The organism is Paenibacillus sp. FSL K6-1096 (assembly GCF_037977055.1).
In the GTDB taxonomy this organism is placed as follows: Bacteria; Bacillota; Bacilli; order Paenibacillales; family Paenibacillaceae; genus Paenibacillus_AQ.
In genome coordinates, this window is the sequence record NZ_CP150274.1 from 5,152,009 (window position 1) to 5,173,794 (window position 21,786).

General features: G+C 59.8%; 20 protein-coding genes. 17 read left to right on the top strand and 3 right to left on the bottom strand.

The genetic code is table 11. The features are described from left to right. Positions 1-5 precede the first annotated feature (5 nt). The 5 genes from hydG (at position 6) to MHI24_RS22905 (ending at position 5,946) form a co-directional block, all read left to right on the top strand. Complete coding sequence (gene hydG, locus MHI24_RS22885; RefSeq protein WP_340021821.1) at positions 6-1,430, top strand: [FeFe] hydrogenase H-cluster radical SAM maturase HydG; 1,425 nt, start codon at positions 6-8, stop codon at positions 1,428-1,430. 27 nt (positions 1,431-1,457) lie between these two features. Next, positions 1,458-2,648 (top strand): [FeFe] hydrogenase H-cluster maturation GTPase HydF, encoded by a 1,191-nt coding sequence (gene hydF / locus MHI24_RS22890; protein WP_340021822.1) that lies wholly within the window; start codon positions 1,458-1,460, stop codon positions 2,646-2,648. Positions 2,649-2,661: 13 nt separating this feature from the next. Continuing rightward, complete coding sequence (locus MHI24_RS22895; RefSeq protein WP_340021823.1) at positions 2,662-4,110, top strand: aspartate ammonia-lyase; 1,449 nt, start codon at positions 2,662-2,664, stop codon at positions 4,108-4,110. Then, positions 4,107-5,381: a [FeFe] hydrogenase H-cluster maturation GTPase HydF gene (gene hydF / locus MHI24_RS22900; RefSeq protein WP_340021824.1), complete on the top strand. Its 1,275-nt coding sequence runs from the start codon at positions 4,107-4,109 to the stop codon at positions 5,379-5,381. Before MHI24_RS22895 ends, hydF (MHI24_RS22900) begins: the two co-directional genes overlap by 4 nt. Positions 5,382-5,469: 88 nt before the next feature. Continuing rightward, entirely contained in the window at positions 5,470-5,946 is a 477-nt protein-coding gene (locus MHI24_RS22905) for a hypothetical protein (RefSeq protein ID WP_340021825.1), read from the top strand. A gap of 2 nt (positions 5,947-5,948) precedes the next feature. On the opposite strand, the gene MHI24_RS22910 is transcribed toward MHI24_RS22905, so the two are convergent. Together MHI24_RS22910 and MHI24_RS22915 are read right to left on the bottom strand one after the other, a co-directional pair. Continuing rightward, on the bottom strand, positions 5,949-6,755 hold the full coding sequence (locus MHI24_RS22910) for a Cof-type HAD-IIB family hydrolase (protein WP_340021826.1): 807 nt from the start codon (positions 6,753-6,755) through the stop codon (positions 5,949-5,951). A gap of 114 nt (positions 6,756-6,869) precedes the next feature. Further along, positions 6,870-7,781, bottom strand: coding sequence for a DMT family transporter (locus tag MHI24_RS22915; protein ID WP_340021827.1), 912 nt, complete (start codon positions 7,779-7,781; stop codon positions 6,870-6,872). A 230-nt stretch (positions 7,782-8,011) separates the two neighbouring features. On the opposite strand from MHI24_RS22915, the gene MHI24_RS22920 reads away from it, so the two are divergent. Next, the gene (locus MHI24_RS22920; RefSeq protein ID WP_340021828.1) at positions 8,012-8,722 is read left to right on the top strand and encodes a metal-dependent hydrolase; all 711 of its coding nucleotides are present in this window, start codon (positions 8,012-8,014) and stop codon (positions 8,720-8,722) included. A gap of 99 nt (positions 8,723-8,821) precedes the next feature. On the opposite strand, the gene MHI24_RS22925 is transcribed toward MHI24_RS22920, so the two are convergent. Next, a complete protein-coding gene (locus tag MHI24_RS22925) occupies positions 8,822-9,826 on the bottom strand; it encodes a lipoate--protein ligase (protein WP_340021829.1) in 1,005 nt (334 codons plus the stop codon). 313 nt (positions 9,827-10,139) lie between these two features. Here MHI24_RS22925 and MHI24_RS22930 point away from each other — a divergent pair, with 313 nt between their 5' ends. The 11 genes from MHI24_RS22930 to cobS all read left to right on the top strand — a co-directional run bounded on the left by MHI24_RS22930 (position 10,140) and on the right by cobS (position 21,233). Beyond that, the gene (locus tag MHI24_RS22930) at positions 10,140-10,292 is read left to right on the top strand and encodes a hypothetical protein (RefSeq protein ID WP_340021830.1); all 153 of its coding nucleotides are present in this window, start codon (positions 10,140-10,142) and stop codon (positions 10,290-10,292) included. A 251-nt stretch (positions 10,293-10,543) separates the two neighbouring features. Continuing rightward, a complete protein-coding gene (gene cobD / locus MHI24_RS22935) occupies positions 10,544-11,635 on the top strand; it encodes a threonine-phosphate decarboxylase CobD (RefSeq protein WP_340021831.1) in 1,092 nt (363 codons plus the stop codon). A gap of 75 nt (positions 11,636-11,710) precedes the next feature. After that, complete coding sequence (locus tag MHI24_RS22940; protein ID WP_340021832.1) at positions 11,711-12,580, top strand: adenosylcobinamide amidohydrolase; 870 nt, start codon at positions 11,711-11,713, stop codon at positions 12,578-12,580. A gap of 40 nt (positions 12,581-12,620) precedes the next feature. Next, on the top strand, positions 12,621-13,586 hold the full coding sequence (gene cbiB / locus MHI24_RS22945; RefSeq protein ID WP_340021833.1) for an adenosylcobinamide-phosphate synthase CbiB: 966 nt from the start codon (positions 12,621-12,623) through the stop codon (positions 13,584-13,586). A 5-nt stretch (positions 13,587-13,591) separates the two neighbouring features. Beyond that, on the top strand, positions 13,592-14,239 hold the full coding sequence (locus tag MHI24_RS22950; RefSeq protein WP_340021834.1) for a histidine phosphatase family protein: 648 nt from the start codon (positions 13,592-13,594) through the stop codon (positions 14,237-14,239). 721 nt (positions 14,240-14,960) lie between these two features. Next, positions 14,961-16,421 (top strand): PLP-dependent aminotransferase family protein, encoded by a 1,461-nt coding sequence (locus MHI24_RS22955; RefSeq protein WP_340021836.1) that lies wholly within the window; start codon positions 14,961-14,963, stop codon positions 16,419-16,421. Positions 16,422-16,430: 9 nt separating this feature from the next. Continuing rightward, positions 16,431-17,408, top strand: a complete 978-nt coding sequence (locus MHI24_RS22960; RefSeq protein WP_340021837.1) for a D-alanine--D-alanine ligase — start codon at positions 16,431-16,433, stop codon at positions 17,406-17,408. 8 nt (positions 17,409-17,416) lie between these two features. Further along, entirely contained in the window at positions 17,417-18,625 is a 1,209-nt protein-coding gene (locus MHI24_RS22965) for an aminotransferase class I/II-fold pyridoxal phosphate-dependent enzyme (protein ID WP_340026763.1), read from the top strand. 183 nt (positions 18,626-18,808) lie between these two features. Next, entirely contained in the window at positions 18,809-19,870 is a 1,062-nt protein-coding gene (gene cobT / locus MHI24_RS22970; RefSeq protein WP_340021838.1) for a nicotinate-nucleotide--dimethylbenzimidazole phosphoribosyltransferase, read from the top strand. Further along, on the top strand, positions 19,867-20,424 hold the full coding sequence (gene cobU / locus MHI24_RS22975) for a bifunctional adenosylcobinamide kinase/adenosylcobinamide-phosphate guanylyltransferase (protein ID WP_340021839.1): 558 nt from the start codon (positions 19,867-19,869) through the stop codon (positions 20,422-20,424). Before cobT ends, cobU begins: the two co-directional genes overlap by 4 nt. Then, positions 20,421-21,233, top strand: a complete 813-nt coding sequence (gene cobS / locus MHI24_RS22980; RefSeq protein ID WP_340026764.1) for an adenosylcobinamide-GDP ribazoletransferase — start codon at positions 20,421-20,423, stop codon at positions 21,231-21,233. Before cobU ends, cobS begins: the two co-directional genes overlap by 4 nt. The last annotated feature ends 553 nt before the right edge of the window (positions 21,234-21,786 follow it).

Here is a 21,786-nt window from a genome sequence, read left to right on the forward strand (position 1 = left end):
GAGGAATGCGTAACGGCTGGGAAGCAGCGGAGTTCATTGATGATGAGGAAATCAGAATCAGTCTGGAAGAAGCGCAGGCGAAGGCCGGCGATCAGGCTTATGTGCAGTCCATTCTGGAGAAGGCGCGGACGTGCAAGGGGCTGACTCACCGCGAAGCGGCGGTGCTGCTGGAGGTGACGGACCCGGAGGTGCTGGGGGACATCAACCGTTCGGCCAAGGTCATTAAGGAGAAAATCTACGGCAACCGCATCGTTCTATTTGCTCCTTTATATATAAGCAACTACTGCGTCAACAATTGCGACTACTGCGGATACAAGCACAGCAACAGCGATTTTCTGCGCCGGAAGCTGAGCCTTGCCGAGCTGGCGGATGAAGTCCGCGTGCTTCAGGAGCTGGGGCATAAGCGGCTGGTGCTGGAGGCGGGGGAAGATCCCGTGAACTGTAACATTGATTATGTGGTAGAGGCCATCCGTACCATCTACTCCGTCAAAGTGGATAACGGCAGCATCCGCCGGGTGAACATCAACATTGCCGCCACCACTGTAGAAGATTACACCCGGCTGAAGGATGCGGAGATCGGAACGTATATTCTGTTCCAGGAGACCTATCACAGACCAACCTATGCGCGGCTGCATCCCCAAGGCCCGAAGAGCGACTATGACTGGCATACAACCGCAATGGACCGCGCGCAGCTTGGAGGCATTGATGATGTCGGGATAGGTGTGCTATACGGCCTATATGACCATAAGTACGATACCGTGGCTATGCTGATGCACGCGGAGCATCTGGAGGAGCGGTTCGGCGTCGGGCCGCATACGGTCTCTGTCCCCAGGCTGCGTGAGGCGGAGAATGTCAATCTGGAGGTCTACCCGCATCTGGTGAATGACGATGATTTCAAAAAGCTGGTTGCGGTGCTGCGCCTGGCCGTTCCTTATGCCGGAATGATTCTCTCCACCCGTGAGGAGCCGTCCTTCCGGGACGAGGTGATCACGCTGGGAATCTCGCAGGTGAGCGCAGGCTCCTGTACCGGAGTCGGCGGTTATATGGAGAGCAGACAGGGGGCTGAAGGGTGCCCCGGCGAGAAGCCGCAGTTCGAGGTCAGCGACCACCGTTCCCCCGAGGAGATTATCCGCGGACTGTGCCGTGACGGTTATGTTCCGAGCTATTGCACGGCCTGCTACCGGGAAGGACGGACGGGAGACCGGTTCATGCGGCTGGCCAAATCCGGGCAGATCCATAACATCTGCCAGCCCAACTCGCTGCTGACCTTCAAGGAATACCTGCTGGATTATGCGGATGAGGAGACGAGGGCGCTAGGCGAAGAGATTATCCGCAAGGGGCTGGAGGACATTCCGAAGGAGGCGGCGCGGCGGGCGGCGGTAGACCGGCTCCGGCGCATTGAGAACGGTGAACGGGATCTGTACTTCTAAAAATCGCAAGCCAAGGAGAGAGATGTTATGCAATTCACCCCACAATCCAACAAGATGCATATTGCCGTGTTCGGGAGACGGAATTCGGGGAAGTCCAGCCTGGTCAACGCGCTCACCGGCAAGTCCTCCCTGCTGGTCAGTGATGAGCCGGGAACCACAATCGAGCCGATCTACCAGTATCTCACGCTGAAAAACTTAAGCACCTCCATCATCGTCGATACCGCCGGGATTGATGATCCAGATCTGTTCCGCGTCCAGAAGACGCGGGAGGTGATGGACCTGACCGATCTCGGGATTATGATCTTCTCCGATGAGGAGGGGGATTATAAGCTGGAGAAGGAATGGGTGCGGGAGATGGAATCACGCAATATCCCCGTCATCGGGGTAATCGCCAAGACCGACGACCATTATACCGACATTGATTCCCTGAAAATGGCGCTGACCATTCCGTTCGTGAAGCTCAGCGTGAAGCGGAACACCAATCTGGGCAGCCTGCGCTTCGCGATGGGCGAATATGCCCCTGCCGAATTCGAGCGGAGCAGCATTATAGGCGATCTGGTCAACCAGGGCGACCTGGTGGTGCTGGTGCTGCCGGAGCTGATCCCTGCACCCAAATACCGGCTCGTAGCCTCGCAGCAGCAGATTCTCCGCGACCTGCTGGATCATCACGCGATGGCCGTCTCGGTGACGGAGGAGGAGCTGCCGGTGCTGCTCGCCGGTCTGAAACGGCAGCCGAATCTGGTGATTACGGATTCCCAGGTGTACGACAGAGTGAACGAGACGATCCCGGCGGAGGTGCCGTTAACGACCTTTGCCATTCTGATGGCCCGGTTCAAGGGCGATCTGAATACCTTCGTGGCCGGAGCCGGCATGATCTCCACCCTGAAGCCCGGAGACAAGGTGCTGCTGTCCGAGGCCTGCATTCATCATCAACATAACGGGGAGATTGACCGGATGCTGGTGAAGGCGAAGCTGGAGGAGAGCGCCGGCGGCAGGCTGGAGATTACGACCAGTGTAGGACCGGAGTTCCCCGAAGACATCTCAGCCTATAAGCTGATCGTCCACTGCGGCGGCTGTATTTTCAACCGGAAGCAGCTGATGCTGCGGCTGCAGCGCTCGGGTGTGCAGAATGTGCCGATTACGAACTACGGCATCGCTTTTGCCTACTTCCGCGGGATTCTGCCCCGGGTGCTGGAAGTTCTCGAAGTGAAGGCGTAAGGACGGGAGACTGATGATGGAGAATCGGCAATCCGTCCGGATGGAGCAGGATGCCCTGGGAGCCCGGGAGATTCCGAAGGCTGCTTATTACGGGATTCACACTGCGCGGGCGATGGAGAATTTCGCAGTCAGCGGCAGAACGGTCAACCCCCGCTTGCTTCAGGGCATCGTAACGGTAAAAAAAGCGGCAGCGCTGACCCATCTGAAGCTGAACACCTATCCGGGGGCGGTTGCCCAGGCGGTTGTGCAGGCCTGCGATGAGATTCTGGAAGGCGCTTACCGTGAGGAGTTCACGGTAGATGCCTTCCAGGGCGGAGCCGGGACGTCCACGAATATGAATGTGAACGAGGTGATTGCCAGCCGCGCGGCTGAGCTGCTCGGCGGTGAGCGGGGAGATTACTCCTTGGTCCATCCGCTGGACCATGTGAACTGCGGCCAGTCCACCAATGATGTCTATCCCACGGCGCTGAGAATCGCCGCGATCGGGCAGGTCCGGGCGCTGAGCAAGGCTTGCGCGGTCTTGCAGGAGGCGCTCCAGGAGAAGGAGGCGGAATTCGCCGATGTGCTGAAGCTGGGGCGGACGGAGCTGATGGATGCCCTGCCGATGATGGCCGGGCAGGGCTTCGGCGCTTATGCCAAGGCGGTGGCCCGCGACCGCTGGCGTCTGTACAAGGTGGAGGAGCGGCTGAGGGAAATGAACATCGGCGGCACAGCGATTGGCACCGGACTTAACGCACCGGTGAAGTATTCCTTCCTGATCACCGAGGTGCTGCAGGAGCTGACCGGCTACGGGCTGGCCCGCAGCGAATATCCGATGGACCCTACGCAGAATATGGACGTATTCGTGGAGGTCTCCGGGCTGCTGAAGGCGGCGGCGGTGAATCTCCTGAAGATCTCGGGAGACCTGCGGCTGCTGGCCAGCGGCCCGGCCGGGGGCTTCGGAGAGCTGGAGCTTCCGGCGGTACAGGCAGGCTCATCCATTATGCCGGGCAAGGTCAATCCGGTCATCGCCGAGCTGGCCGGGCTGGTGGCGATGCGCGTCATTGCGAATGATACAGCGGTGACGCTGGCGGCTGCGGGCGGACAGCTGGAGCTGAACGCCTTCATGCCGCTGATCGCCGATGCGCTGCTGGAATCGCTGGAGATGCTGACAAATGCGGTAACGCTGTTTGCCGAGCGATGCGTCCAGGGGATTGTCATCTGCGCGGATCGCTGCCGGGAGCATGTGCTGAATTCCCAAGTGCTGGCCGCCGCGCTGATTCATCACCTCGGTTACGAGACCAGCGCGGAGATTGCCAAGCAGGCCAGCCGGGAGGGCAAAACCGTACAGCAGGTGGTGCTTGAAGCGAAGCTGCTTCCTGCGGAGGAGCTGGAGCGAATCCTGAATCCGTATCAGGTGACGAGGCCGGGTGTGCCCGGACAAGGAGCCGCTATTCAGCGGGAGAAGGAGGGAAGGCTGTGAGCATGAATCAGACGCCGCGTTCTGGCCGCCTGCATATCGCCATCTTCGGCCGGAGCAACGCAGGCAAATCCAGCCTGATTAACGCGATCACGAAGCAGGAGGCTGCTGTGGTCTCCCCGGTGAAGGGCACAACAACAGATCCGGTGTACAAGGCAATGGAGCTGCTGCCGCTTGGACCGGTTGTATTCATTGACACCGCCGGGCTGGATGAGGCGGGGGAGCTGGGCGAGCTGCGTAAACAGCGGACGCTTGCGGTGCTGCATTCCGCCGACATCGCCCTGATTGTCGTCGATGCGCTCAGCGATGTGCTGCCGCTGGACCTTGAGGTCGCCGGGATGATCCGGGACAAGGGGATTCCGGCGATCGGGATATTGAATAAGACAGATTTGGTTGCTGAAGGTGAAGCAGGCGATTCGTCGAGGGCCGGGGAGCTTGCGGCGCTGGCCCGCAGGACGGGGCAGGAGCTGGGCGGCTTGAAGGTGCTGCCCGTCTCGGCACTGAAGAGGCAGGGCATCCCTGCGCTGATGCAGGCTCTGAGCGCTGCGCTGCCGGAGGAAGAGGAGAAGTTCCGCATTGTCGGGGATCTGGTCTCGCCCGGCGACCTGGTAGTGCTGGTCGTTCCTGTGGACCAGGCTGCGCCCAAGGGTAGGCTGATTCTCCCGCAGCAGCAGACGATCCGCGATCTGCTGGAGAGTGATGCGATTGCGGTCGTGACCAAGGAATACGAGCTGAAGGAGACGCTGGAGAGCCTCGGGAAGCAGCCGCGGCTGGTGGTGACGGATTCCCAGGTGTTCCTGAAGGCCGCGGCCGATACGCCGCGGGAGATTCCGCTGACCTCGTTCTCCATCCTGTTTGCCCGGCAGAAGGGCCGGCTGGAAGAGCTGGTGCGCGGCGCGCGCGCGATTGACCGGCTGCAGGACGGGGATAAGGTGCTAATCGCCGAGGCCTGTACCCACCACCGCCAGGGCGATGATATCGGCACGGTCAAACTTCCCCGATGGATACGCCAGGCCACCGGCAAGCAGCTCGAATTCGTCTACGCCAGCGGCATCAATTTCCCGGAGCCGCTGGAGGACTTCGCGCTGATCGTTCACTGCGGGAGCTGTATGCTCAGCCGCAGACAGATGCTTCGCCGCATGGATGAGGCGCGGGCGGCCGGGGTGCCTATCGTCAATTACGGCGTGGCGATTGCTTATGTGCAGGGCATTCTGGAGCGGGCTATATCCCCGTTTCCGCTGGCACGCATGGCCTGGGAGGAACACAGGCCTTAACAGGGCAGGGAACATAAAGGGTGCCTGACCGCCGGATGTGGTCGAAAAACCGACCACATTTAGCGCGGCGGAGGTAAGCAGGCCGGATGTGATCGAAAAACCGACCACATTTGGCGCGGCGGAGGTAAGCAGGCCGGATGTGATCGAAAAACCGACCACATTTGGCGCGGCGGAGGTAAGCAGGCCGGATGTGGTCGAAAAACCGACCACATTTGGCGCGGCGGAGGAGCGAGGGCGGGATGTGGTCGAAAAACCGACCACATTTGGCTCGGCGGAGGAGCGAGGGCGGGATGTGGTCGAAAAACCGACCACATTTAGCGCGGCGGAGGTAAGCAGGCCGGATGTGATCGAAAAACCGACCACATTTGGCGTGGCGGAGGAGCGAGGGCCGGATGTGGTCGAAAAACCGACCACATTTGGCGCGGCGGAGGAGCGAGGGCGGGATGTGGTCGAAAAACCGACCACATTTGGCTCGGCGGAGGTACGCAGGCCGGATGTGATCAAAAAATTGACCACATCCGGTTCTGCCAGTACAGAGCGGCAGCAAGCAGCAGAGGAAGGCTGAGCTTATTCAGCCGTCTTCAGAATGAATTTGTCGATGGCGTACTTCACGCCGTCCTCATTGTTGCTGAGGGTAACGAAATCAGCGATTTCCTTCAAGGCAGGGATGGCGTTCGCCATAGCCACGCCCAGACCGGCGGCTTCGAGCATCTCGTGGTCATTCCAGGAATCGCCCACTGCAATGGTCTCGGACAGCTCGCAGCCGAAGTGCTTGGCGAGGAATTCCAGGGCCAGGCCCTTGGTGCCCTCACGGTGCATGATCTCCAGGAAATGCGGCTTGGACTTCGTGATGTGAACGGCATCGCCCAGCAGCTCGCGGAGAATCGGGGACAGCTCGTCGAGGAAGGCCGGATCGTCGATGATCAGCATTTTGGGTGTTTTTTGCGGGACAAGCTTCTCTTCCCAATTGGGTTCAATGAAATACTTCGTTCCATTCAGGGTGGCGTAATCGATCAGCTTCTGGTTCTCTTCACGGGCGTACAGCTTGTCGTCGATGTAGGTCTGCAGGTGCAGGTTATGCTCCACGCAGTACTCGAACAGCTTGCGCACCGCATCCTGCGGCACATAACGCTCATAGAGCACCGCTTCATCGAGCAGGTTCTTCACCAGCGCCCCCTGATAGGTGATGATCGGCACATTCAGTCCGGTCTGGCGGGCAATGGCCTGGGCGGAGGCGTAAGCGCGTCCGGTGGCGAGGGTAACCACAACGCCTGCGGCTACCGCCTGCTCCAGCGCGGTCTGGGTGGCGGGAGTCACTTCCTTCTCGTCATTAATCAGCGTGTCGTCAATATCGATGGCAATCAGTTTGTACATTCGGGTTCTCTCCTAAGTAGGTTGTAGTCCGGCTCTCCGCCAGCGGAGGCGCGGCTGTCTGTCTGAAGCAATTGGCACAAGGGATGCTGAGGCGTACAGATTACCGGGTCAAAATCAGCTCTCCGCCCCCGCCGCCTCCGGCGCAGGGCTTAGCTCTGCGAGCAGCATGGCAGCCAGGATGCAGCCGCAGCCCAGCACGGCGGACAGGCCGAGAGTCTCTCCGCCGAAGAGCAGGCCGGTGGCAGCGGCGAATACCGGCTCCATGGCATAGATAATCGCCACCCGGGACGGGGTGGTGTACTTCTGGCAGGCCGTCTGAATCCAGAAGGCAAAAGCGCTGGTCGGGCCGATGGAGATCAGCATCGCGGTAAGCACCTCCGGCTGGCGGAGCAGCTCCCCGCTATGCAGCAACGGGCCGCTGCCGTCCACCAGCAGGGAGGCGGCGATGCTGAGCAGGCCGACGAAGCCGAGCTGCAGCGCCGCCAGCGGCAGGGCGGGATAACGCGGCGCGTATATGCCGGTATACACAATCTGCAGGGCGAAGGCGACGGCGCAGAGCAGAATCAGGCCATCGCCCTTATTCAGGGAGAGCGCCGAGCCGGTAAAGGTCAGCAGGTACAGCCCTGCCGCTGCAAGTCCGGCGCTCAGCCAGGTATACCGGGAGATGGCATGCTTAAGCAGCGCCAGTGACAGAAAGGGCACCAGCACTACCGACAATCCGGTAATGAATCCGGTATTCGAGGTGGTGGTATACAGCAGTCCCATCGTCTGGAAGCCGTAGCCGAGGAACAGCAGGAGTCCCAGCAGCAGCGCATGAACCACCATACGCCCGCTCAGCTTCCGCCATTCCCGGCGGTAAAACACAGCGGTAATCAGGGCCAGCAGCACAGCCGCGCCTGTAAACCGGATGCTGTTGAAGGCAAGCGGGGGCAACACCCGGACTGCGGACTGCACCATCAGGAACGTGCATCCCCACATCATCGCCACCAGCAGCAGACTAAGATCGGCGATCCGGGAGCGGTTCACGGAAGTGTCATCCTTTCTGACCGTTGAGTTGTCCAAATTGTATCCTAAATCGGTAGGTACGACAAGCCGGAACTGTGCTGTTTATATAAGGAAGCAAGCGGACTGAGCCCGGCCGGTGATTATGTTCTGGACAAAAAAGGAAAGCCTTGGTATACTTCGGTAACCGTACACCTGTTCCTATTTGTGGCATCCAGAATCATTATACTCTCATATGAAGGAGCGGATTCACCATGATGGGCAAGTCCCATTTAGTTATCAGTACCGGGGTCACCCTGTCCGCGATGAGTCTGCTGGGCCTGCAGATCACCATTCCGGCCGTGGCTGTAGCTGTGGTCAGCTCGCTGCTGCCCGACATCGATGAGCCGAATTCCATGCTGGTGCGCAAGGCTGTGCCCGAGTTCCTGCTGCGTATCCTCCAGGTATCGCTGATCGGAGCGGCCATCTATCTCTATTTCGCCGGGATTGCGGAGCCGCCGTGGAATATCGCACTGGCGCTGCTGGTCGGCAGCGTATCCTTCCTGCCCAGCCGCAGGCTGCGGCATCTGGTGATGCTGCTGATTGCGCTGGCGCTGTTTGCCTTCGCGGATGCCTATGATCCGTGGAACTACATAGCTGCCTGCGTGCTGGTGGTGGCCTCGGTGGTCCCGCACCGGGGGATCACACATACGCTCTACGCGGTAGCCGGATGGGGAGCGCTGCTGTACTTCGTCTCCCCCGGCATGGAGGACGGCGGCAGCCTCTGGATTGCCGGGAGTCTGTCTTATGGCCTGCATCTACTGGCCGATTCCCTGACCCAGCGGGGCATCACTCCGCTGCCTCCAATCCCCCTCAAGCTGCGCCTGAAGCTGATGAGCACCGGCACGAAGAAGGGCAGCGCGGTGGAGAAGGTCTGCGTGATGCTTACGCTGGCGCTGGCCGTGTATGTGTTTGTGCTTGTCTAACAGAAAGCCCCCGCCAACGCTGCGCAGGATGCAGAGTGGCGGGGGTCTTTTGGCAGCGGATCAGTCAGTTATTCTTCAAGCAAGCTATATCACAAGAAACTATTCCTCAAGAAACACAAGTCCGATGAAATCCTCCGGCTCGATCCGGCCGAAGTAATGCTTCAGATCGAGATCAGCCAGCGCCTGGCGCACCTCCACCTGCTCATAACGCTTGCCGCGCAGTGCGTCCTCGACATCCGCCACATCGCCGACGCCGAAGAAGTCCCCGTAGATTTTGATCTCCCGGATGACCGAATCTTCAATATCCATGCGGATATCCACGAGGCCAGCCGGGAATTTGCGGGTGTGCTTCACGTTACTTTTTGGCGAGAGTCCGTAGTTCCAGTCCCAATTCTGATAATGCTCCTTGGAAATCTCGTTAATCCGCACCCAGTCGTCCATCGTCAGCTTGTACTGCGGAACCTCGGAGGGCTCCATGCCGAAGATCGAACGCAGCAGCCCCTCGCGGAATTGCTCAATCGTCATATCCGGATTGCCCAGCAGCTCCTTGATATTGGCGACCCGGCTGCGGACCGACTTGGTGCTCTTCGACTTGAATTTCTCGGGATTCACGTTCAGGGAAGCCTGCACATCATCCAGATTCAGATCGAACATCAGGGTGCCGTGGCTGAACATGCGTCCGCGTGTGGAGAATTGGGCGTTGCCGGAGATTTTTTGCTCCCCGACCTGAAGGTCATTGCGTCCGCTCAGCTCGGCGTTCACGCCCATGGCCTGCAGATAGTCGATGACCGGCTGGGTGAATTTCAGGAAGTTATGGAAGGACTGGCCGTCATCCTTGGTAATGAAGCTGAAGTTGAGGTTCCCGAGATCATGATACACCGCACCGCCGCCGGACAGCCGCCGCACGACCTGAATGTTATGCTCCTTCACATACTCCTGGTTGATCTCCTCAATCGTATTCTGGTGCTTGCCGATAATGATCGACGGGCTGTTGATATAGAAGAGCAGGTAGCTCTCGTCCATCGGGAGGTTTTTGAGCGCAAATTCCTCAATGGCCAGATTGATTGATGCGTCTGTAATACCGGTGTTATCAATAAAAAGCATCCGTAATTCCTCCGTTAACCATAGTAAACTGCTGTACTTATTCTAAACCAAAAGAGAGATTTCTACAAAGTGAATGGGAGTGGCGGGGGGAGGAGCTAAAGCAAGCATAAGGGGGGCGGGGGAGGGAGTAGAGTGGATGGGGGAAGGGCTATGGAGGGAGTGGATAGGTTGACGGGTGAGAGTGGCAGAGGAGGTGCGTACAGCAGCTGGAATTAGCGACATTAACAGTTAATTGTATTCCGTGCAGTTAAAAAACCGGGAACCGCCCGGCAGCGCAGGATAAGTGTATTTTGTACAACTGGATGTGTGGTGGATGGCTGATTTTCGCAAAAAGGCGGTTTTTAGCTGCAATAATGCAATTAAAACATCTGAATGGTTCGTTTCGGTCACTTTAGTTGTACAAAGTGCAGGTAGGGTTACGCGCGGGGCTGTGCTGCAGGAGGTGAGTGATAATCTTGAAGATTAGTAGTCTCCGGCGGGTGCATAGGCGATATAGCATTGACGGATTTCCGGAAATCGGCCAATAATTGGGAGAATGGCGATAGCGCAATGGATTGCTGATGCGGGACTTATATAGATGTGAATGACCGGATGGAGCATGGATCGACGATGAATAGCGTGGACAGGGAGGATGTATGATGGGGAGATATGGACACGGAGGATATATAGGATGGGGAATATATAGAACGGGGAAAGATGGACATGGAGGCTACACATATGCTTGAAAAATATGGACATGGCGGTGATCTGCTGACCGCAGCCGAATTATACGGGGACAGCGGCGGCGGATTCCTGGATTTCAGCGCCAACATTAATCCGCTGGGGCCTCCGCCGGGCGTGCTGGAACTGCTGCGGGATGCGGGCTCAGCGGTCACCGCGTACCCCGATCCGGGCCACCGCAGACTGAAGGCGCTGCTGGCGGAGGACCTGGGCGTTGGCATGGAGTGGATTACCGTGGCGAACGGGGCGGCCGAGTCGATGGCACTGCTGCTGCTGGCGGTTGCGCCGCGCCGGGTAGGCATCGTCGAGCCGTGTTTCTCTGAGTACCGCCAGCTCGCGGAGCAGTTCGGCGCGGAGGTCTTGTCTGTTCAGGGGACAGCCAAGGAGGACTACCGGGCGTCCGTGGACGCTATCTCCGGCCTGCTGGAGCAGGTTGATCTGCTGTTCCTCGGCCAGCCGAATAACCCTAACGGCGTCCAGTATCCGCTGGACGCGCTGCGGCAGCTCGCGCAGCAGGCGGAGGCCTGCGGGACGGTGCTGGCGGTGGATGAAGCGTTCATCGACTTCATCCCGGAGGCGGACCGGCAATCCCTGCTGCCGGAGCTGGGGGCTTACCGTCATACGGTGCTGGTGCGCTCGATGACGAAGTTCTTTGCCATTCCGGGGCTGCGGCTGGGCTTCACTGCCGCGCATCCGGCGCTTGCCGCGGCTATGACCGGCAAGCAGGTGACCTGGAGCGTGAACGGCCTGGCGCTGCTGGCCGGGGAAGCTTGCCTGCGCAGCGGCGACGGCTACGGGCAGGAGACGCGCGCGCTGATCGCAGCCGAGCGGCAGCGGCTGCGCCAGGGTCTGCTTGAGCTCGGCTGCGCGGTGCCGCCGGGCGAAGCGAACTTCCTGCTGTTGAGGCTGCCCGCTCCGTGGAGCGCGTCCGATATGCAGCAGCGGCTGGGTGCGGGCGGGATTCTCGTCCGCAGCTGTGCGATGTACCCCGGCCTGACAGCGGGGCACATCCGGGTTGCGGTCAAAGGCCGCGCGGACAATGACCGGCTGCTGCGGCAGATGGGAGAGCTGCTGCGGGCGGGATTGTGAGCAAGAACGGCGGCAGTGCAGGCTGCGAGCGCGCGAAGAGGTGCTAATTGGAGCAAACGGAGAGGAGCGAAGGCTGTGAAGGAAGTACAGGAAGCGAAGGAAGTGCAGGTAAAGCTGCCCTTTAAGGCCGAAGGCGGGGAGAAGACGTTCCGCAGTAAGATGTGGCCCGGGCTGGTGCTGGAATGGCGGGAGGAACACCTCCTGCTGGAGTTGCCGTCCGAATCGGACAGTATATCAAGCGCGGTATATGGCGGAGGAGCGGGCCGGCTGAAGCGGGCAGTGAATCAGTTCGTCAGCCGGGATTATGAATGCAGCAATCCGGTACAGGATATGCAGAATAAGCTGCTGGAATGGGGCTACCCGCTGGAGGGCTGCGCCGGGCTGATGACGGCCGTTCCGCTGGAGCACGCGGCTGTCGCGGAGGCGGATATAGGCTCAGCAGGAATTGTCTGCTGCGTGACGGCGGCTGCGGGCAATGCTGCGCGGGCCGGGTCGGAGCGCAGCGTGCTGGCGGCTTACCGGCCGGGCACGATTAACATCATGCTCGGCATCGACGGCTGGCTGTCCCAGTCGGCCATGGTCAATGCTGTAATGACAGCAACGGAAGCGAAGGCGGCAGCGCTGGCCGATCTTGGCGTCACGGATGCCGAGAATGGCCTGATTGCTACCGGAACCACTACAGATGCCATTGTGCTGGCGGTCAGCGGAAGCCGACGCTATGCTGCCGAGCATGTATATGCCGGAACCGCAACCGATCTGGGTGGAGCGGTCGGGAGACTGGTGTACAGCGCGGTGACAGAAAGCCTGCGCTCGGTAATGGCAGCAAAATCCGTGAGCAGGGCGCAAGAGGAAGCATTGCAGGCTACGCACAGAGTACACGCTGAAGCCTCACAGACTACACCATCTGCGCTGCCCCGTGACGCTGAGAACGGCGGCCGGAAATGACGGATATGGACGGCTATGCAGAGCAGCAGGGTGAACCAAGTTGAAGCTCGCTATCATCCTGTTAGCCGCGTATATTGTGGACCGGATTGTCGGCGATCCGCGCAGCCTGCCTCATCCGGTTATTTATATGGGGAAGGCGATTACTGCGGTTGAGCGGCTGATCCGCCGCTTTGCCGGAACCCCCCGCGCGCTGAAGCGGGCGGGAATTCTCCTCCCGCTATTGGTCGCTGGCGGTGCATGGACGCTGACCGCCTTGCTTGTCATGCTGCTCGCCCGACTGTCTCCCTGGCTGGCCGGGATTGCCGAAGTCTGGCTGATCTCGACCACCATCGCCGCCAAAGGCCTGAAGGATGCAGGCATAGCGGTATACGCCGAGCTGCGTAAGGGAGATATTCCTGGGGCCCGCCGGGCGCTGGGGATGATCGTCGGCCGGGATACGGCACACCTGAACAGCCCGGAGATTGTGCGCGGAACGGTCGAGACGGTCGCAGAGAATATCGTCGATGCGATCATCTCGCCGCTGTTCTTCGCCCTGCTGGGCGGAGCGCCGCTGGCCATGGCCTATCGTGCGGTGAACACGCTGGATTCCATGGTTGGCTACAAGAATGATAAATACCGCGATCTCGGCTGGGCTTCCGCCCGGCTGGATGATGCCGCCAACTACATACCGGCGCGGATGACCGCGCTGCTCTTAACCTTATGTGCTGCGCTTCTGCGGCTGGACTGGCGCAGATGCTGGCGCACTGTGCGCCGGGATGCCCGTTTGCATCCCAGCCCGAACAGCGGCTACCCGGAATCGGCAGTGGCCGGCGCACTCGGCATCCGGCTGGGCGGGGAGAATGTATACCATGGAGTCGCCTCCTTCCGCGCGTACATGGGTGATCCGCTGCGGACGATGGAGCCGGAGGATATTATCGTGACCTCGCGGATGATGATGTGGTCCTCTGCTATTTTTGTCTGCATCTGTGCAGCGGCTGCCTTGCTGTGGCAAGGGATCGGGGGCTGAGCGGAATGGGGAATACTGGCACACAGTCACCTCAGACCCAGCCTGCGCAGCCGGAACTAGAGCTGGTGCTAGTCCGGCACGGCTACACGCAGTGGAATCAGGAACGGCGTTATCTGGGCAGTACGGATATGCCGCTTGTGGCAGGGGAGGCGGAGCGGCTGAAGGGATTGCAAGCACAGCCGCCGCTTGGCGGGGAATTTCAGCGCGTCTATTGCAGTGATCTGCGCAGATGCCGGGAGACCCTGGCGGCCTTGGTTCCGCACCTGGAACCGCAGGCAGTCTATGATCTCAGGCTGCGGGAGATGGACTTCGGGGCATGGGAAGGCTGCACCTATGAGCAATTGAAGGAGAATCCGCTTTACCGGAGCTGGATTGACAGCCCGGAGGCGGCAACACCACCGGGAGGGGAGGCGTGGGGAGACTTCGCAGCCCGGGTGGACCTTTTCTGGGCACAGCTTCAGCTGGAGGCGGAGGCTCCCGCAGTAACCGGTATATTACTGGTAACCCACGGCGGTGTAATACGTCAGCTGCTGGCGCGGATTATCGAAGGGCTGACCTTCTATACCGCAGCGTCACCGGCCCCAGGCGAGGTTATGGTCCTGCATTTGCGGAAGGATGAAGGAAGCTGGCGGGTGGCAGAGAAGGAATGCTGACGGGTGACTGTTGGCGCAATCGCTGACGGGTGATGATTTCGCTAACGAATAGGCTATGGCTAAAGCAAATACTGATGATTACGCGGACGATAACGCAAATGCTGATGCTTACCCTGACGAATACGCTAATGAACACGCGAACCTTAACTCAAATGCTATTGTAACGTGCAAACTCTGGTGTGTGATTGCACTTTGTACATCAGATTGGTCTAAAAAACGCGCGAAAACCCATTCTGCTGTATTTCCTGCAATAGAATTTCATCAACTGGCCCCATAACGTGCGAAATCCAAATTTCTAATGTACATAATGCAACAGAACGCAAAAAGAGGCCAATCTAAGCTAATCTGAATGTACAAAATACAATAGAACACCCTGTGATCGTCTGAATGGTGTCTAGAGTCAACTCGTATAATCACATCATGTGGGTGTCCCGCCGCAGCCGTCATTTAGGTCCCGCGCGGATACTCGTGGCAACACATCAGCACTCCAGTCCCATGCGGGAGCTCGCGAAATTATATCCGGTAAGTCTGGTCCCGGCAGTATTGGCAGCCTCTCATCAGACATTCCAATCCCAACAGGCGGGGATGCGCACCAGCACTACAGGCGGCTCATTCCCCACCCTCATCTCCCTCAGAACCACACCCGGCAGAAAATCCCGGGGCTGTGGTTCTTTTTTTACGGCGGCGTCTGTGCCATGATAGCTATGGAGGCGATCACAGGATGTTCAAGGATTTCAAGCTCATTGCCGGACGTCCGGTCTATATCCAGGTGAAGGATTACATGAAGCATCTCATCATCAAAAGCGCGCTCCAGGGTGGCCAGAAGCTTCCCTCGACACGCGAGCTCAGCAGCCTGCTGAAGGTCAGCCGCAACTCGGTGATCTCAGCCTATGAAGGGCTTGAGGATGACGGCTTCGCCTACACGGTACAGGGCCAGGGCAGCTATGTCTCCCCCGGTGCCGCAGCCCGCAGCGGCGAGGAAGCCGCGCCATGGACGATAGACTGGAAGGAACGGCTCAGCGGGCAGGCGCTGCTTGCGGAGGAGCTGGACATTATGAAGCGGGGCATCCGTGCGGAGAAGGGAACGATTTCTTTTACCAGTATCGCCCCGGATGAGCGTCTCTTCGAGCTGGATCAGGTCCGCCGGGCGTTCATGGAACGGATGGCTGTAGAGGGCAACGTTCTGCTGAACTATGGATATGCAAAGGGCTATAAGCCATTAATAGACTATCTCAAACAATATATGGAGCATAAAGGCGTCGATCTGCGCGGTAAAGATCTGCTGATCACGAACGGGTTCACGGAGGGCTTCGACCTGGTGCTGTCGGCTCTCGGCAAGCGGCACGGCGCGGTCCTCTGCGAGAATCCGACGCATCATACGGCGATTAAGAATCTGAAGCTGCACGGCTTCGGGATTCACGGCATCACAATGGAACGGGACGGCATCCACCTGGGCGAGCTGGAGCAGGCGCTGAAGGAGCGGGAATATGACTGTGCGTATCTCGTCCCTTCCTACCACAATCCCACCGGCATCGTCATGTCCCCCGAGAAAAGACACAGCCTCATGAAGCTGATGCAGCACTATGGCGTGCCGGTCATTGAGGACGGGTTCAACGAGGAGCTGCGCTATTCAGGCGCTCATGTGGCACCGCTGATTGCGGCGGGGGGGAGCGGGAATAGTGTGGTGTATCTCGGGAGCTTTTCCAAGGTGCTGTTCCCGGGACTGCGGGTCGGCTGGGTGCTGGCGGATCAGGAGCTGATCTATTATCTGGAGAGCGTCAAGCGGGCGCGGACGATTCATACCTCAACGCTTGACCAGTCGGTGCTGTACCAATATCTGCTGGGCGGCAATCTGGAGAAGTATCTCAAAAAAGCCAGGCTGGAGTACAAACGCAAATACGAGCTGACCCTGGCCTGCTGCAAGGAGCATATTCCTTATGCCGCATTGTCGGGAGACGGCGGGCTGCATCTGTTCGTTACGTTCGTGGAAGGCTTCAATACAAGGGAGCTGCTGGCGGCTTGTCATGGGCAGGGGGTTATTTTTACGGCGGGAGATATCTTCTTCACTAATGGTGCGGGGCAGAACACGCTGCGGCTGGGCTTCTCCAGGGTGGCGGATGAGGATATCGTCAAGGGCATTGCAATTATCGGCAAGACAGCACGGACATTAATGGGAGAATGAGGTGCGGATATGTTAAAAGTAGGTGTGATTATGGGCGGGGTATCGTCCGAATATGAGGTGTCGCTGAAGACCGGCAGTGAGATGCTGAAGGCGCTTGATCCGGCAAAATATACAGGAATCCCGGTCCCTATCACCTCGCGGAAGGAGCTGCTGGAGGGAGCCGCAGGCCTGGACTTCGCGCTGCTCGCCCTGCATGGGGCCTATGGTGAGGATGGCACGGTGCAAGGCACCCTGGAGACGCTGGGTATTCCGTATTCAGGGAGCGGGGTGCTCGCCAGCAGTCTGTGCATGGATAAGGCGCTGTCCAAGACGGTCATCCGCAGCCGCGGAATCGCCACCCCCGACTGGGTGTGCTGGGACCGTATCGGGGAGTATAATCCGGAGGCCGTGGCACGGTTGGGATATCCGGTGATGGTAAAACCGAACAGCGGCGGATCCAGCATCGGGATGAGCAAGGTGAGAGGGCCGGAGGAGCTGCGGGCGGCGGTGGAGCGGGCTTTTGCCAGTGCGGATGGAGGCGCAGTGCTGATTGAGTCCTATACGTCCGGGCAGGAGATCACCTGCTCCATCCTGGAGGGCGAGCTGCTGCCGGTTATCGGGATTCAGTCGCTGGGCGCAGACTGGTTCGATTACACCGCCAAATATGAGCAGGGCGGGGCAGAGGAGCGGATTATCCGGCTGCCGGAGCCAGTGGAGGCCCGGGTGCGGGCGGCGGCGCTGACCTGTTACCGGGCGTTCAAATGCGCCGTCTATGCAAGGGTGGATATGCTGCTGAAGGACGGGATTCCGGTTGTGCTGGAGGTTAACACGCTGCCCGGCATGACGGCCACCAGCCTGCTGCCGCAGAGTGCCCTGGCGGCTGGGATTTCTTTTGACCAATTGCTGGATAGGATTATTACCGGGTCGATGCAGGAGCGCGGACGGATGGACGGGGCAGAAGTGCAGGTACAGCAGTTCGATTATGTAGAGCAGGGGGGCGGCAGGTGATGAGCAATATGAATTCCGGGCGGCTGCCCTACGGCAGCTCCTGGCAGGAAGACGCAGTGACTCCGCGTTTACGGGAGATTCCGCCTTCGGGTATACGAGCTTTTTTTGATCTGGCTGCGGGTAACAATGAGATTATATCACTTGGCGTCGGGGAGCCGGACTTCGCTACGCCTAAGCAGGTAAGGGCCGCCTGCATCCGTGCGCTGGACCGCGGGGAGACGGGGTATACCTCGAACAGGGGTCTGCCGGAGCTGCGGGAGGAGATTGCCGGCTATCTGGAAAAGGGCTTCAGCCTAAGTTATGACCCTGCGGACGAAATATTGGTTACGATGGGCAGCAGTGAAGCGGTGGACTTAGCGCTGCGGGCCTTCATTGCTCCGGGTGACGAGGTGCTGATTCCTGATCCGGGGTATGTCGCCTATGCGCCGATTGCCCATCTGAACGGCGGGACGCTGGCACCGGTGGAGACGAAGGCGGAAGAAGGCTTTAAGCTGACCGCTGAAGCGCTGCGCCGGGCGATCACGCCGCGCTCCAAGCTGCTGATTGTGAATTTTCCAAGTAATCCAACCGGGGCGGTGATGACGTATGAGGATTGGCTGCCGGTGGCTGAGGTGGTGAAGGAGCATGGTCTGATTGTTATTTCCGATGAGATCTATGCCGAGCTGACCTATGACAGGAAGCATGTCAGCATCGCCTCGTTGCCCGGGATGATGGAGCGGACGGTGGTGATTAGCGGGTTCTCGAAGGCTTTTGCGATGACGGGCTGGCGGGTGGGTTATGCCTGCGGCAACCGCGGCCTGCTCTCGGCCATGCTGAAGATTCATCAGTATACCGCCATGTGTGCGCCGCTGCCGGGGCAGATTGCTGCGGTTGAAGCGCTGCGCAGTGCACTGCCGGATAAGGACCATATGAAGGAATGCTTCCGGGAACGCCGGACCCTGTTCGTGGAGGGGCTGCGGGCGGCCGGACTGCCGTGCCATATGCCGCATGGAGCGTTCTACGCCTTCGCTTCGATCAGCCGTACCGGCATGGGATCAGAGGAGTTCGCTCTCAGACTGCTGAAGGAGGCGGGCGTGGCCGTGGTTCCGGGCCATGTGTTCGGAGCTGGCGGGGAAGGCTATATCCGCTGCTCTTATGCGGCCTCTACAGCGAAGCTGACCGAAGCGCTGGAGCGGCTGGACAGCTTCATGAAGGTGAAAAATCTAATTGTAAGTTGATTTCATATCCCCTATAATCCTAGCAGGAAGAAATAGGGAGATTATAGCAGCATTCCGGCCTTAGCCGGATCAGGAAGCCCCCTTCTTCGTGAAGGGGGTTTTTGGGCTGGATTAATCAGCAGACACAGATGTAATCATGCAGCGGAAGACCGCTTCCGCACTATCTAATAGGAGGCATTATTAATGATCTCAGCCATTCAAGAAGTAACCGGACAGATTGCTCCGCCTGACGAAAAAGCCACACTGCGCGCCGTACTCCGCCTGAATAGTCTGACCAAGCCCCCAGGCAGCCTGGGGCGGCTGGAGGCGCTGGCTGTCCGGCTCGCCGGAATCTCCAAGGTGGAGCAGCCCTGTTACGGCAAGCGTACCGTCGTGGTGATGGCTGCGGACCATGGGGTCTGCTGCGAGGGGGTCAGCGCTTTTCCGCAGGAGGTTACGATGCAGATGGCGTATAACTTCCTGAACGGCGGCGCGGCAGTGAACGTGCTGGCCCGCCAGGGCGGGGCAGACGTCCAGTTCGTGGATATCGGCATCCAGGGCGACATCAGTCACCCGCAGCTGATGAACCGCAAGGTACGCCGGGGCACGGATAACATGGCGGTTGGTCCGGCCATGAGCCGCGAGGAGGCCATGCAAGCAATCCTGATCGGGATAGAGACGGCCCGCGAAGCGGTGGAGAACGGAACGGAGCTCCTGATCACCGGCGAGATGGGCATCGGGAACACTACGGCAAGTGCTGCCGTGTTATGTGCGCTAGAAGGAATCCCGGCAGAGGCGGCAGTCGGGCGGGGGACCGGGATTGGCGATGAACAGCTGCTCCGCAAAATCTCGGTGGTTGAACGTGCGGTTCAAGTAAATGCCCCCGATCCCGCAGACCCGATTGATGTGCTGGCCAAGGTTGGCGGGCTGGAGATTGCCGGTCTGGCCGGCCTGATTCTCGGAGCGGCCTCGCTGCGGGTTCCGGTCATTCTGGACGGCTTCATCTCCGGGGCAGCGGCCTTAATTGCGAAGGCCATGGCCCCGGAATCAACTGCGTATATGATTGCCTCACATGTATCCGGCGAGCAGGGCCACAAGCTGATGCTGGACCGCCTTGGTCTGGAGGCGCTGCTTGATATGGGCCTGCGTCTGGGTGAGGGGACAGGCGGCGCGCTGTGCCTGCATTTCATAGACGCGGTCTGCCGGATCATGCGGGAGATGGCGACCTTCGAGAGTGCAGGCGTCTCGGGAGCGGAGAGCGTATGAGCATTCTTGTAACCGGCGGTGCACGCAGCGGCAAAAGCGGCTTCGCCGAGCGCCTGACCGCGAAGCTGGCCCCGGCACAGCAGGCTGTCTATGTGGCGACCGGACAAGCCTTCGATGAGGAGATGAAGGCGCGGATTGCTCTGCACCGCCAGCAGCGCGAGGCGGGAAGCTTCCGCTGGGAGACGCTGGAGGAGCCGCTGGAGCTGGCGGCGCTGCTGGAGCGGCTCTCCGGCAGCGGGAAGCCTGTGCTGGTGGACTGCCTGACGCTCTGGCTGTCGAACCGGCTGCTGGCGGTGGAAGACCGTAGTGACAGACAGCAACGGGTAGAGGCTGAAATTGCTGTGCTGGAGCGAAGTGTTGAGGGCTTCGAGGGAATTCTTATTCTTGTGACCAATGAAGTCGGCGATAGCATTGTGCCGGAATATGCCTTGGGCCGGCTGTACCGCGATCTGGCCGGACGGATGAATGCGCGGCTCGCGGCCCGGTGCGGGCAGGTCTTTCTGGTGACGGCCGGGATACCGGTGGAGCTGAAGAGCCGGGAGTATCTGCTGTGAGCGCGCGGAGGGAAGCCGCTGCCGCTTTTCAGTTCTTGTCCCGGTTTCCGGTGCGGGCCAGCACCGACTTCTCCCCGGAGCTGATGCGGGCCAGCGTGGTCTATTATCCGCTGGTCGGCGCGGCCATCGGCCTGTGCGCCGCACTCGGTGCAGCAGCGGCGGCGTGGCTGCTGCCGCCTTGGCCTGCGGCTGTGATCACCCTTATCCTGTGGGTGGGGCTGACCGGCGGGCTGCATCTGGACGGCTGGATGGACAGCGCCGATGCGCTGCTCAGCTACCGATCCAGGGAGCGGATGCTGGAGATTATGAAGGACAGCCGGGTCGGCGCTATGGGAGTGCTGGCCTGCGTGCTGCTCCTGCTGCTGAAGGCCGCGCTGCTGGCGGCATTGATTGAAGGCGGCAGCTACAGCCTGCTGCCGCTGCTCCTGTTGCCGCCGGTCTGGGGCCGCTGGTACATGGTGCGGGCCATGGCCCGCTATCCGCTGGCCCGCGGCAGCGAGGGCTTGGCAGCCGTCTTCGGCGGGCTGCCTGCCCGGCAGGAGCAGCGCGCGCTGCTATGCGCCGCGCTGCTGACGCTGGCCGCAGCCGCAGCGCCTCTGGCGCTCGGCGCGGGCAGCGGGGTCTGGCCGCAGCTGGCCGCAGCGGCCATCCTGGCACCGCTGGCGGCGGCTGCCTGCGGCACGCTCGCCGCGCGGCGGACCCTGAGCCGGCTCGGCGGGCTCACCGGCGACGTCTACGGCGCGCTGGGCGAGCTGCTCGAGACGGTGGTGCTGCTGGTGCTGGTGCTCATCCAGCACAACCTGCCTTAGCGGGCCACGCGGAAATTCGATAACGTGAGATAACCCGGCCCAATGTATGCGAAAAACCGAACACAATTCGGTAGCGTGAGGTGATCCGGCCTGATGTATGCGAAAAACCGAACACAATTCGGTAGCGTGAGGCGATCCGGCCAAATGTATGCGGAAAACCGAATACAATTCGGTAGCGTGAGGTAATCCGGCCCAATGTATGCCAAAAACCGAATACAATTCGGTAGCGTGAGGTGATCCGGCCCAATGTATACGAAAAACCGAACACATTCGGTAGCGCGAAGGTAATCCGGCCAAATGTATGCGGAAAACCGAACACATTCGGTAGCGCGAAGGTAATCCGGCCCAATGTATGCGGAAAACTGAATACAATTCGGTAGCGCGAAGGTGATCCGGCCAAATGTATGCGGAAAACTGAACACAATAGCAGGTGGATTCGTTTAACTGATCCAATTAGATTTAGACCTGCCGCTGTACCAACGGTTCTCGGTGCGCCGGCCTGCGCTTGTGCGCCGCTTCACCCGGCATATGATCCGGCTGCGCCTACCCTACG